The sequence below is a fragment of the Streptomyces griseoloalbus genome, from assembly GCA_014650015.1.
GTDB classification, from domain to species: domain Bacteria; phylum Actinomycetota; class Actinomycetes; order Streptomycetales; family Streptomycetaceae; genus Streptomyces; species Streptomyces griseoloalbus.
In genome coordinates this window covers 213,019-225,678 of the sequence record BMUD01000001.1, presented here as the reverse complement: position 1 = coordinate 225,678, position 12,660 = coordinate 213,019, and the positions used below count along the sequence as shown (strand labels likewise).

At 70.8% G+C, this 12,660-nt stretch carries 10 protein-coding genes and 1 tRNA gene; 8 read left to right on the top strand and 3 right to left on the bottom strand.

The genetic code is table 11. The annotated features are described in order from the left end of the window. Positions 1-57: 57 nt before the first annotated feature. Positions 58-1,665 (bottom strand): beta-N-acetylhexosaminidase, encoded by a 1,608-nt coding sequence (locus IE178_RS01040; RefSeq protein WP_193510939.1) that lies wholly within the window; start codon positions 1,663-1,665, stop codon positions 58-60. A gap of 97 nt (positions 1,666-1,762) precedes the next feature. On the opposite strand from IE178_RS01040, the gene IE178_RS01035 reads away from it, so the two are divergent. The 3 genes from IE178_RS01035 (at position 1,763) to glmS (ending at position 4,860) form a co-directional block, all read left to right on the top strand. After that, positions 1,763-2,659, top strand: a complete 897-nt coding sequence (locus tag IE178_RS01035) for a DUF4429 domain-containing protein (RefSeq protein ID WP_193510938.1) — start codon at positions 1,763-1,765, stop codon at positions 2,657-2,659. A gap of 85 nt (positions 2,660-2,744) precedes the next feature. After that, complete coding sequence (locus tag IE178_RS01030) at positions 2,745-3,002, top strand: hypothetical protein (protein ID WP_030869322.1); 258 nt, start codon at positions 2,745-2,747, stop codon at positions 3,000-3,002. Between the two features lie 40 nt (positions 3,003-3,042). Further along, a complete protein-coding gene (gene glmS / locus IE178_RS01025; protein WP_193510937.1) occupies positions 3,043-4,860 on the top strand; it encodes a glutamine--fructose-6-phosphate transaminase (isomerizing) in 1,818 nt (605 codons plus the stop codon). Positions 4,861-4,974: 114 nt separating this feature from the next. On the opposite strand, the gene IE178_RS01020 is transcribed toward glmS, so the two are convergent. Then, positions 4,975-5,502, bottom strand: a complete 528-nt coding sequence (locus tag IE178_RS01020; protein WP_184760466.1) for a universal stress protein — start codon at positions 5,500-5,502, stop codon at positions 4,975-4,977. 960 nt (positions 5,503-6,462) lie between these two features. Between IE178_RS01020 and IE178_RS01015 the strand changes: the two genes are divergently transcribed. The 3 genes from IE178_RS01015 (at position 6,463) to IE178_RS01005 (ending at position 8,766) form a co-directional block, all read left to right on the top strand. Further along, positions 6,463-7,695 (top strand): helix-turn-helix domain-containing protein, encoded by a 1,233-nt coding sequence (locus tag IE178_RS01015; protein WP_184760465.1) that lies wholly within the window; start codon positions 6,463-6,465, stop codon positions 7,693-7,695. A 275-nt stretch (positions 7,696-7,970) separates the two neighbouring features. Beyond that, complete coding sequence (gene orn / locus IE178_RS01010) at positions 7,971-8,573, top strand: oligoribonuclease (RefSeq protein ID WP_184760464.1); 603 nt, start codon at positions 7,971-7,973, stop codon at positions 8,571-8,573. Positions 8,574-8,693: 120 nt separating this feature from the next. Further along, positions 8,694-8,766 (top strand) — tRNA-His (locus IE178_RS01005). A 111-nt stretch (positions 8,767-8,877) separates the two neighbouring features. Here the strand turns inward: IE178_RS01005 and IE178_RS01000 are convergent. Continuing rightward, on the bottom strand, positions 8,878-9,933 hold the full coding sequence (locus tag IE178_RS01000) for a LacI family DNA-binding transcriptional regulator (RefSeq protein ID WP_193510936.1): 1,056 nt from the start codon (positions 9,931-9,933) through the stop codon (positions 8,878-8,880). 343 nt (positions 9,934-10,276) lie between these two features. On the opposite strand from IE178_RS01000, the gene IE178_RS00995 reads away from it, so the two are divergent. After that, positions 10,277-11,635, top strand: a complete 1,359-nt coding sequence (locus IE178_RS00995; protein WP_193510935.1) for an ABC transporter substrate-binding protein — start codon at positions 10,277-10,279, stop codon at positions 11,633-11,635. Between the two features lie 5 nt (positions 11,636-11,640). Continuing rightward, on the top strand, positions 11,641-12,654 hold the full coding sequence (locus IE178_RS00990; protein WP_184760794.1) for a carbohydrate ABC transporter permease: 1,014 nt from the start codon (positions 11,641-11,643) through the stop codon (positions 12,652-12,654). The last annotated feature ends 6 nt before the right edge of the window (positions 12,655-12,660 follow it).

The window sequence follows — 12,660 nt, the reverse complement described above, 5'->3', positions numbered from 1 at the left end:
GGGACTGAGCGGCTCGGGCCCAATCGCGCGACGGGCCCCCACGGCGCGGCAGCCGCATCACGACCACGGCACCTGCGGCGACCGGTGGTAGTCCATCCCCAGCGCGTCCCAACGCGGCCCCTGCGCGGCCAGCCGCACCCGGTAGTCCTCCCAGTCGTGCGTGGCCGCCGGCGACCAGCCCAGCTCGGCGATCCCCGGCAGCCTCGGGAAGGCCATGTACTCCAGCTGACCGGAGTCCGACAGCGTCTCCGTCCACAGCGGCGCCTCGACACCCCTCACCGCGGACGCCGGCACGCCCGGCAGATACGCCCCCGGGTCCCAGTCGTAGGACCGCCGCACCTCGACATAGCCCGCCCAGGACAGCCCGAGCGGCGTGTCCTTGTCGTACTTCATGTCGAGGTACGCCCGGTCCGCCGGGGAGAGGACCAGCCCGGTGCCGTTGCGCGCGGCCTCGGCGACCAGTTCCTTCTCCGCGCCGCCGGTGCGGTCCAGGCCCCAGTACTGGGCGAGGGCGCCCTTGGCCGGGTTCGCGCCGGCCAGCTGGTGCCAGCCGATCACGGTCTTGCCGTACTTCGCGACGACCGGCTGCACCCGCTCCATGAACCTCACGAAGTCGTCGTGCGGGGTGGAGTGCGCCTCGTCGCCGCCGATGTGGAGGTAGCGGCCGGGCGTGAGCGCGGCGATCTCGCGCACCACGTCGTCCACGAAGTCGTACGTGATCTCCTTGCCGACGCACAGCGAGCTGAAGCCGACCGCGGTGCCGGTGTAGAGCGGGGGTGCCACGCCGTCGCAGTTCAGGTCGGCGTAGGAGGCGAGGGCCGCGTTGGTGTGGCCCGGCATGTCGATCTCGGGGACGACCTCCAGATGGCGGGAGGCGGCGTAACGGACGATCTCACGGTAGTCGGCCTTGGTGTAGTGGCCGCCGGGGCCGCCGCCGACCTCGCTGGAGCCGCCGTACGTGGCCAGGCGCGGCCAGGAGTCGATGGCGATGCGCCAGCCCTGGTCGTCGCTGAGGTGCAGATGCAGGGTGTTGAGCTTGTACAGGGCGAGCTGGTCGATGTACCGCTTGACCTCGTCGACGGAGAAGAAGTGCCGGGAGACGTCGAGCATGGCGCCGCGCCAGCCGTAGCGCGGGGTGTCCTCGATGGTGCCGCCCGCCACCGGCCACGGCCCGGGCTGCACGGAGTCCTTCTCGACGGCCGCGGGGAGCAGCTGACGCAGGGTCTGCACGCCGTGGAAGAGCCCGGCGGGGGCGGCGGCGGTGAGGGTGACGCCCGAGCGGCCGCTGTCGAGGCGGTAGCCCTCCGCGCCGTACGGGCCCCCGGCGAGCCGGAGCCGGATGCCTGAGCGGCCGTGCTCGGTGACCGGCAGAGGGTAGCCGGTGGAGGGCCGCAGCACGTCCGCGAGGTACTCGCCGGCCCGGCGGGCCTCGCGGGAGCCGTCGACCCGGATACGGGTGTCCTCGGTGATGCGGTACGGGGATCCGCCCGGGACCACCGACGCGGGGGCCGGGATCACCCGGTCCAGCGGGACGGGGGCGGCGGCCGTGCCGGGGGCGGGGCTCGCCCCCAGGGTGAAGGCCCCGGCCGCCATGACCAGCAGCAGGGACCCGAACAGCCGGGCGGTGCGGGGAGTCGTTCCGTGGTGCCGTCGTCGCCGTCTCACACGCGCTCCCTTCTCGACACTCAACTCCGTTGCTCCACAAGGGAATCCGGATGGGGTATAGACCACTCTCCCGCAGATCCGGTGAAACAATCCCCCCATGGCGGAAATCATCCAGAAGGACGGCACATGGGCCTTCGACGGGGACGCCCTGCGACTGACGCCCGGACGGGACAAGAATGTCGGCCTGCTCCGCAGGACCCTGGGTGAACTGGTGCTCCCCCTGACGGCGTTGGCGGGAATCTCCTTCGAGCAGGGCAAGAAGACGGGGCGGCTCAAGCTGCGGCTGCGCCACGGCGCCGACCCGCTGCTGCACGCGACGGGCGGCCGGCTCACCGAGCCGCACGACCCCTACCAGCTGATCGTCGAGTCCGACCGCTACGGCGTCGCGGAGTACTTCACGGAGGAGGTCCGCACCGCCCTGCTGCTGGACCGGATCCCCGCCGACCCGGTCACCGAGTATCTGCTGCCCGGCCCGTCCGTGCCGCTGTCCGTCTCCGCCGGGGACGGCACGGCGAGCTTCGACGGTGAGCGCGTCCGGCTGGAGTGGAACTGGAAGACCGAGGACGCCAAGGCCGCCGCCGGCACCCGCACCCTGGCGGTGACGGACCTGATCGCGGTGGAGTGGCAGCCGGCGGCCGGCCTGGACAACGGCCACCTCCGTTTCACCGTGCGCAACGCCCCCACCAAGGCACCGGCCAAGTACGACCCCCACTCGGTGGAGCTGTGGGGGTTCAAGAAGGACCCGCTGATGGCGCTCGTCGCCGCCGCCGTCCAGGCCCGGCTGCCGCACCCCGCGGCAGCCGTCGACCACCGTCCCGAGGTGCCCGCCGAGGCCGTACGCCCCCCTGCCCCGACCGCCGCTCCCGCGCCCGCCGAGGACAGCCACGACGCCCTGCTGCGCCGGCTGCGGGAGCTGGGCGAGCTGCACCGGACCGGGGTGCTGACCGACGAGGAGTTCACCCTGGCCAAACAGGCGATCCTGAAGCGCATGTAGACCTCATACAGCCCCCACCCGTCGCCCCTGCCCGAAATCGGGCACGTTTCTTGCGAAACCGCCGCCGGTACCCCAGGATCATCGGGTGCACGACGAACTTGTTGATCATCTGACGCGGTCCACGCCCCTCAGCCGGGGCGAGGCGCTGCGCGTGATCCAGGACGTGCTCGCCTACTTCGACGAGACGACCGAGGAGTACGTCCGTCGCCGCCACCGCGAGCTCCAGGCCCAGGGCCTGGTGAACGCGACGATCTTCGAACGGATCGAGGCGGACCTCAGGTACCGCGCGGTGGCCCCGCCCGAGCTCTCGCTCCGGCAGCTGCGCCGCATCGTCTACGGCTGATCCCCTACGGCCCACCGTCTACAGCTAGGAACACACCCACATGTGCGGAATCGTCGGATACATCGGCAGGCGTGAGGTCGCGCCCCTGCTGCTCGAGGGCCTGCAGCGCCTGGAGTACCGCGGCTACGACTCGGCGGGCATCGCCGTGACCTCCCCCAAGGCGGCGGGCCTGAAGATGGTCAAGGCCAAGGGCCGGGTGCGCGACCTGGAGGCCAAGGTCCCGGCGCGCTTCAAGGGCACCACCGGCATCGCCCACACCCGCTGGGCCACCCACGGCGCTCCCTCCGACGTGAACGCCCACCCGCACCTGGACGCCGAGGGCAAGGTCGCCGTCGTCCACAACGGCATCATCGACAACGCCTCCGACCTGCGCCGCAAGCTGGAGGCGGACGGCGTCGAGTTCCTCTCCGAGACGGACACCGAGGTCCTCACCCACCTCATCGCCCGCTCCCAGGCCGAGAAGCTGGAGGACAAGGTCCGCGAGACCGTGCGCCTCATCGAGGGCACCTACGGCATCGCCGTCCTGCACGCCGACTTCCCGGACCGCATCGTCGTGGCCCGCAACGGCTCGCCGGTCGTGCTCGGCATCGGCGAGAAGGAGATGTTCGTCGCCTCCGACATAGCCGCCCTGGTCGCCCACACCCGGCAGATCGTCACCCTCGACGACGGCGAGATGGCCACCCTGAAGGCCGACGACTTCCGCACCTACACCACCGAGGGCACCCGCACCACCGCCGAGCCGACCACCGTGGAGTGGGAGGCGGCCTCCTACGACATGGGCGGCCACGACACCTACATGCACAAGGAGATCCACGAGCAGGCCGAGGCCGTGGACCGCGTGCTGCGCGGCCGGATCGACGACCGCTTCTCCACCGTGCACCTGGGCGGCCTGAACCTGGACGCCCGCGAGGCGCGCCGGATCCGCCGCGTGAAGATCCTCGGCTGCGGCACCTCGTACCACGCCGGCATGATCGGCGCGCAGATGATCGAGGAGCTGGCCCGCATCCCCGCCGACGCCGAGCCGGCCTCCGAGTTCCGCTACCGCAACGCGGTCGTCGACCCCGACACCCTGTACGTCGCGGTCTCCCAGTCCGGTGAGACGTACGACGTGCTGGCGGCCGTGCAGGAGCTGAAGCGCAAGGGCGCCCGGGTGCTGGGCGTGGTCAACGTCGTCGGCTCCGCGATCGCCCGCGAGGCGGACGGCGGCGTCTACGTGCACGCCGGCCCCGAGGTCTGCGTGGTGTCCACCAAGTGCTTCACCAACACCACGGTCGCCTTCGCCCTGCTCGCCCTGCACCTGGGCCGCACCCGTGACCTGTCGGTGCGCGACGGCAAGCGGATCATCGAGGGCCTGCGCCGGCTCCCGGAGCAGATCGCCGAGATCATGGAGCAGGAGGAGGAGATCAAGAAGCTGGCCCTGGAGTACGCCGAGGCCCGCTCGATGCTCTTCATCGGCCGCGTCCGGGGCTACCCGGTGGCCCGCGAGGCCTCCCTGAAGCTCAAGGAGGTCTCCTACATCCACGCCGAGGCCTACCCGGCCTCCGAGCTGAAGCACGGCCCGCTGGCCCTGATCGAACCGGCCATGCCCACGGTCGCGATCGTCCCGGACGACGACCTGCTGGAGAAGAACCGCGCGGCCATGGAGGAGATCAAGGCCCGCAGCGGCCGGATCGTGGCCGTCGCCCACCAGGAGCAGGAAAAGGCCGACCACACCGTCATCGTCCCCAAGAACGAGGACGAACTGGACCCGATCCTCATGGGCATCCCCCTCCAACTCCTCGCCTACCACACGGCCTTGTCCCTGGGCCGGGACATCGACAAGCCCCGCAACCTGGCGAAGTCGGTAACGGTCGAGTAGCGCCCTGCCTTCAGGGCGCGGGGAACTGCGCGACAAGTCCCCATGCCCCCCGCGGAGGCCGAGTCACAGAACGGACCCCCATGTGTCGCCACTCGACACATGGGGTTCACCGCCTTACGGAATGACAACAACCGGCCGCTGCGCCCGCTTCGCCAGCCTCCCGGCAACGGACCCGAAGATCCGTCCCACGAGACCGTGGGTGGAACCCACGACGATCGCGTCCGCCGAGTACTCCCGCCCCACCTCTTCGAGTTCGTGGCAGATGTCCCCACCCCGCTCGACCAGGATCCACGGCACCTCGGCGAGATAGTCCGCACAGGCCAGCTCCAGACCGAGCACCTCCGTGCGGTGGTCCGGGACGTCGACGAAGACCGGGGGCTCGCAGCCCGCCCACACCGTGGTGGGCAGCCGGTTGGCGACGTGGACGATGATCAGACCCGAGCCGGAGCGCCGCGCCATGCCGATGGCGTACGCGAGGGCACGCTCACTGGAGGTGGAGCCGTCGAAGCCGACGACCACGCCGTGCCGGAACGCGGGGTCGCAGGCGTGGCGCGACTCCTCCGCCGCCAGGGGTTCGGCCGCCGTGGGATCGGCGACCGGCCGCTTGCGGTCCGCTGGTTCGAAGAATTCGTGACCGGCCATGGCTGTCTCGGGGTTGTGATCCTTTTGATGGGGACGACAGTGTGCGGCGGCTGTGTCCGGGAAATGGCTTCCCCACCCCATACCCTCCAGGGTACGGCGGCACGCCTCCTGAGCCCAGATCCCGCACCCGGTCGCCGACGGGTTCCCCGGAGCATGCACGAGGGGTCACCGGTCACGCAATGGTCGCTGCCCCGTACAGGCGGTTTGCACAGAATTCACTTGGCCGCGAGAGTGGTCCCCTCCGGGTCGTGCGCCCCGGACCCGCAGTGCCCGGCGGTCCGGCCGAGCGGTGAACCCGTGAGCCACGCCACAGGGAGCAGCTCATGTCCACCGGGCGGCGGCCGGCCGCCCGCTCGTCCCGCTGGTCCCGCCGCGGCGCGGGTCCTCCCCGGCCGGTGCCGCCGGTGTCGCGTTCGGCCTCGCCGCCGTCACGGGCGCCGGCCGGCCGCTGACGCGCCGCTCCAACGGGCCGCCGCACGGCCGCGGTCCGCGTCCCGGAAGCGCCGGCCGGGCCGGCATGGCGCACCGGAACCGGGGTACGGGGGGACCTCGACGCGATGGCGGGGGTACACCGGTCGGTTGACCGGTTTCCACGCACGCGCCCATATCTTTTCAGCCAACTTCTGGCTGGTGTGCATCCCCTGCCGCACCCCACCCCCGACCCCCGTTCGACCTGCACGGAAAGGGCCTCACGGGCCTTGCGCACCCTACGGGGATTGGCCACCGCGACAAGGCGCACTTCCCTGCACGGCCCACGAGTGCAACCCTTCGTGATCGAATGCTTCACGCCAAGTTGCCAAGTCGACAATGCACCGGGTGCCGAACTGGCCACCGGGGCGCGACGGGACACAGTAGATTCGATCTTGATGTCTTACGGCGGGGGACTCGTGCAGGACCGAGGGGAAACGTGCAGGAGCGACACAACCGAGGAGCCGCGACCACCGAGGGGGGCTTAGCAGGATGAGCCACGACTCCACTGCCGCGCCGGAAACCGCGGCCCGGAAACTCTCCGGGCGACGCCGCAAGGAGATCGTCGCGGTGCTGCTGTTCAGCGGCGGCCCCATCTTCGAGAGTTCCATACCGCTGTCGGTGTTCGGGGTTGACCGCCAGGACGCCGGCGTACCGCGCTACCGGCTGCTGGTGTGCGGCGGTGAGGAAGGCCCGCTGCGGACCACAGGAGGCCTGGAACTCACCGCGCCACACGGCCTGGAGGCGATAGCCCGGGCGGGCACCGTCGTGGTGCCGGCCTGGCGGTCGATCACCTCGCCACCGCCGGAGGAGGCGCTCGACGCACTGCGCCGGGCCCATGAGGAGGGCGCCCGCATCGTCGGGCTGTGCACCGGTGCCTTCGTCCTCGCGGCGGCGGGCCTGCTGGACGGCCGGCCCGCGACCACCCACTGGATGTACGCGCCGACGCTGGCGAAACGCTATCCGTCGGTGCACGTCGACCCACGGGAGCTCTTCGTGGACGACGGCGACGTGCTGACGTCGGCGGGTACGGCGGCCGGAATCGACCTGTGCCTGCACATCGTGCGCACGGATCACGGCAACGAGGCGGCCGGGGCACTCGCCCGGCGCCTGGTCGTCCCGCCGCGCCGCAGCGGCGGTCAGGAGCGCTACCTCGACCGGTCTTTACCGGAGGAGATCGGCGCCGACCCGCTCGCCGAGGTCGTCGCCTGGGCGCTGGAGCACCTCCACGAACAGTTCGACGTGGAGACGCTGGCGGCACGCGCGTACATGAGCCGTCGTACGTTCGACCGCCGCTTCCGCTCGCTGACCGGCAGCGCGCCGTTGCAGTGGCTGATCACGCAGCGGGTGCTCCAGGCGCAGCGCCTGCTGGAGACGTCGGACTACTCGGTGGACGAGGTCGCCGGCCGCTGCGGCTTCCGCTCGCCGGTCGCGCTGCGCGGCCACTTCCGGCGCCAGCTGGGTTCGTCCCCGGCCGCCTACCGGGCCGCGTACCGCGCGCGGCGCCCGCAGGCCGACCGGAGCCAGGACACCGAGGGCGGCCAGAGCAACCCGGGTGCCCTCCCGCCGGGCCAGCCGGGCCACGCGGGACACCAGGTCCCGCCGGCCCTGCACCCGGACAACCCGCTCCCGCACCAGTCCCGCCGCACCGCGGCGGCAAGCGCCCTGGGCCCGTCCCTGACGGCCTCGGCCCCGGGCGTCCCGGGCCAGCGCAGCGCGCCGTGAGGTGACCGACGAGCAGAAAAACCGAAGGGCCGGAGGCACCCGCCTCCGGCCCTTCGGCCGTCCCCGGCCCCCCGGCCCCTCGGCCCGAGTGGACGGAGTCCGGACCGGCCGGCCCGCACCTGGCGAGCCCGCCCGGGCCACAGCCAGCCCGTCCGGCGATGTGCGGACGGGGCCCGCGGGGGCCCGGGGGGCGGCAGCCCCTGTGACGTGCACACCCGCACCGCGGGGCACGCCGTCCGGTCCCGCCGAGCGCAGCGCCCCGTAAGGTTAGACACATGAACGATCGCATGGTGTGGATCGACTGCGAGATGACCGGCCTCTCGCTGTCGAACGACGCGCTCATCGAAGTGGCCGCCCTCGTCACCGACTCCGAGCTGAACGTGCTCGGCGAGGGCGTGGACATCGTCGTCCGCCCGCCGGAGCGGGCCCTGGAGACGATGCCGGAGGTGGTGCGTGAGATGCACACCGCGTCCGGTCTGCTCGCCGAGCTGCCGGACGGCACGACGCTCGAGGACGCCGAGCAGCGTGTCCTCGCGTATGTGAGGGAGCACGTCAAGGAGCCGGGCAAGGCACCCCTGTGCGGCAACTCCGTCGGCACGGACCGCGGTTTCCTGCTGCGGGACATGCCCACCCTGGAGGACTACCTGCACTACCGCATCGTGGACGTGTCCAGCATCAAGGAGCTGGCCCGCCGCTGGTACCCGAGGGCGTACTTCAACAGCCCCGAGAAGAACGGCAACCACCGCGCGCTCGCCGACATCCGCGAGTCCATCGCGGAACTGCGTTACTACCGCGAGGCCGTCTTCGTGGCGCAGCCGGGGCCCGACTCGGACACCGCGAAGAAGATCGCCGCCAGGCACGTCCTGCCCGGTCGGTAGGGAGCCCGAGGGGTTGTCGGGGGGCCACGCCAAAAGCCGTGCGCGAGCACCCCTTCGGACCCTGTACACTTTTTCTCGGCCGGTCGGGGAAGTCACTGACCTCCAACCGACAAGGCCATGGTGGGTGTAGCTCAGCTGGTAGAGCACCTGGTTGTGGTCCAGGATGCCGCGGGTTCGAGTCCCGTCACTCACCCTCAGTAGTCAGCCGGTGACCTTGCAACAAGGTCACCGGCTGAACTCGTTTCCAGGGCGTGCGGGCGTGCCCCCGCCTGCGCGGCGCGCCTCCTCGCGACGCCCGCCGGCGTCACGACGAGGCGCGCCCCACCAGCTCCGTGGCCAGCACCATCTGGCGCCGATCCAGTCCGCGGGACGCGAGCGGGCGGCGGTCGGCGACCTCGGCGAGCAGCAGGTCGATCATCGCGCGGCCCATCTCCTGGATCGGCTGGCGCACACTGGTCAGCGGCGGGTCCATGTGGCGGGCGATCGCGGAGTCGTCATAGCCGACCAGGGCCACGTCGTCGGGGATGCGGCGGCCCGCCTCGCGCAGGGCGTGCCGGGCACCGGCCGCGGTGACGTCCGAGGCGGCGAAGACCGCGTCCAGGTCCGGGCGGCGCTCCAGCAGCGCCTCCATGGCCCGCCGGCCGCCGCCCTCGGAGAAGTCACCCGGTTCGATCAGCAGCTCGTCCACCTCGTGGCCCGCGTCGCGCAGGGCCTCCCGGTAGCCGTCGATACGGCGCTGGGCGCCGTACACGTCGAGGCGGCCGGTGATGTGGGCGATGGTGCGCCGGCCCCGGCCGATCAGGTGCTCGACGGCCTGGCGGGCGCCGCCGTAGTTGTCCGAGTCCACCGAGGTGAGGGTCTCCGCGGCCGAGCGGGGGCCGCTGATCACCGCGGGGATCTCCAGCTGGGCCAGCATGTCGGGCAGCGGGTCGTCGGCGTGCACGGAGACCAGCAGCACGCCGTCCACGCGATGCGCGGCCAGGTACTGGGCGAGCCGCTGCCGCTCCCGGTCACTGCCCGCGAAGATCAGCAGCAGCTGCATCTCGGTGTCGGACAGGGCCGCGCCGACACCCCGGAGCATGTCCGAGAAGTACGGCTCGGCGAAGAACCGGGTCTCCGGCTCGGGCACGACGAGGGCGATGGCGTCCGTGCGGTTGGCGGCCAGTGCGCGGGCGGCCGTGTTCGGGACGTAACCGAGCTCGGCGACCGCGGCCTCCACGGCGGCGCGGGTGGCGTCGCTCACCCGGGGCGACCCGTTGATCACCCGGGAGACCGTGCCGCGGCCCACTCCGGCGCGCGCGGCCACCTCTTCGAGGGTGGGTCGGCCGCCGCCGCGGCCCCGCGCTCCGTGGCTTGCCATCGGCCCCGCCTTCCTTCGTGTGTCACGCTGGCCTGGAATGTAACAGCCCCGCAAGCGGCGGTGACCACCGCCGGGAGGGCGGCTCGCGGACCGGGGGCCTCCGGAGGCGGGTGCGCGGCGTCCAGTTAACAGGCAGATAACCGAAGGCACTTTGCCGCGTCTGTTCCCTTGACACCCTCGCCCGGACCCGCGACTCTTCAACACATCACTTGTGGGAGCGCTCCCACGGTACCTGACACATACACAACCCGCACGTTCCCCGCCCGAGCCGCAACGAGCAAGATACGGGCCCAACAACGCCGTTGGCCGGGGGGTCGGCACGTCAGGGCAACAGGAGGACGCAATGCGAGCACGTACCCTCCCCCTCTCTCGGCAGCGGTCGGGCGGGGGGAAGCCCATCGCCCACAAGGCACTGGCCATCGCGGCCGTGGTGTCGCTGGGCACCGGGCTGCTGGCCGGCTGTGCCGACGACGGCGGAGACGGCGACTCCGACTCCTCGTCGGGCGGCGAGGGCAAGACCACGATCACACTGGGTCTGTTCGGCACCATGGGCTTCAAGGAAGCCGGTCTCTACGCCGAGTACGAGAAGCTGAACCCGGACATCAAGATCGCCGAGAACGTGGTCGAGCGGAACGAGAACTACTACCCGGCTCTCGTCAACCACCTGACCACCAACAGCGGTCTGATGGACGTCCAGGCGATCGAGGTCGCCAACATCGCCGAGGTCGTCGGCACCCAGGCGGACAAGTTCACGGACATGTCCAAGGTCGGGGGCGTGAACAAGAACGGCTGGCTGGACTGGAAGTGGGAGCAGGCCACCACCAAGGACGGCCAGACCATCGGTCTCGGCACGGACGTCGGCCCGATGGCCATCTGTTACCGCAAGGACCTCTTCGAGAAGGCCGGTCTGCCGACCGACCGCGAGGAGGTCGGCAAGCTGTGGGCCGGTGACTGGAACAAGTTCATCGAGACCGGCGAGAAGTACAAGAAGGCGGCAGGCGACGACACCTTCTTCATGGACTCCCCCGGTGGCCTGATCAACGCCGTCCTCAGCAGTGAGGAGAAGAAGTTCTACGACGCCTCCGGCGAGGTCATCTACAAGTCCAACCCGGCCGTCAAGGACGCCTTCGACCTGACCGCCGAGGCCGCCGAGAAGGGCCTGGTCCAGTCGCAGACGCAGTTCCAGCCGGCCTGGGACACGACGATCGCCAACAGCAAGTTCGCCACCGTCGCCTGCCCGCCGTGGATGCTCGGCACCATCAAGGGCAAGTCCAAGCCGGAGGCCGCCGGCCAGTGGGACGTGGCCGTGGCGCCCAAGTCCGGCAACTGGGGCGGCTCCTTCCTGGGCGTGCCGAAGAGCGGCAAGAACGTCGAAGAGGCGCAGAAGCTGGTGGCCTGGCTCACCGCGCCGGAGCAGCAGGCGAAGCTGTTCAAGGTGCAGGGCAGCTTCCCGAGCACCCCGGGCGCGTACGACAGCCCGGAGGTGACCGGCGCGAAGAACGAGATGACCGGTGACGCCCCGATCGGCGAGATCTTCTCCGAGGCCGCCAAGCAGATCCCGGTCCAGGTGATCGGCCCGAAGGACCAGATCATCCAGCAGGGCCTGACGGACAACGGCGTCATCCTGGTGACCAAGGGCAAGTCCGCCGAGGAGGCCTGGGAGACGGCCACCAAGACCATCGACAACAACCTGGACAAGTGACCCCCATGGCCACCCGCCACGACACCGCCGCGCTCCCCTCCAAGGGGGGCGCGGCCCCGGGCCGTCCGCCCGGGGGCTCCGCACCCATGAACAAGGAACAGCGACGCCGGGCCAAACTGTCCCGGCGCTGGCAGCGGGACATGCGCTGGAGCCCGTACGCGTTCGTCGCCCCGTTCTTCCTGCTGTTCCTCGCCTTCGGCCTGTTCCCGCTGATCTACACCGGCTGGGCCTCGCTGCACCAGGTGGAGCTGACCGCCCCGACCGACATGAACTGGGTCGGGCTGAAGAACTACACCCGGATCTTCGACGACGACTTCTTCTGGAACGCCGCGAAGAACACCCTGACCATCGGCATCATCTCGACCGTTCCGCAGCTGCTGATGGCGATGGGCATCGCCCACATCCTGAACTACAAGCTGCGCGCCTCGACCTTCTACCGGGTCGCGATGCTCGCGCCGTACGCCACCTCGATCGCCGCCGCCTCCCTGGTGTTCGTGCTGCTCTTCGGCCGTGACTACGGCATGATCAACTGGGCGCTGGACTTCGTCGGGATCGACCCGGTCGACTGGCAGGGCGACAAGTGGCCCTCGCAGTTCGCCGTGTCGTCGATCATCATCTGGCGCTGGACCGGGTACAACGCGCTGATCTACCTGGCCGCGATGCAGGCGATCCCGCAGGACCTGTACGAGTCGGCGGCGCTGGACGGCGCCAACCGCTGGCAGCAGTTCATCCACGTGACCCTGCCGGCGCTGCGTCCGACCATCCTGTTCACGGTGGTGGTCTCCACGATCGGTGCCAGCCAGGTCTTCGGCGAGCCGCTGCTCTTCGACGCCAACAAGGGCGCGTCCGGGGGCGCGGAGCACCAGTTCCAGACGCTCGGCCTGTACCTGTACGAACAGGGCTGGGTGAACCAGCACCTGGGCCGTGCCTCGGCGATCGCCTGGACGATGTTCGCGATCCTGATCGTCATCGGCATCATCAACCAGCTCATCTCGCGCCGGCTGCGCGCCAGCAGTTAAGGAGTT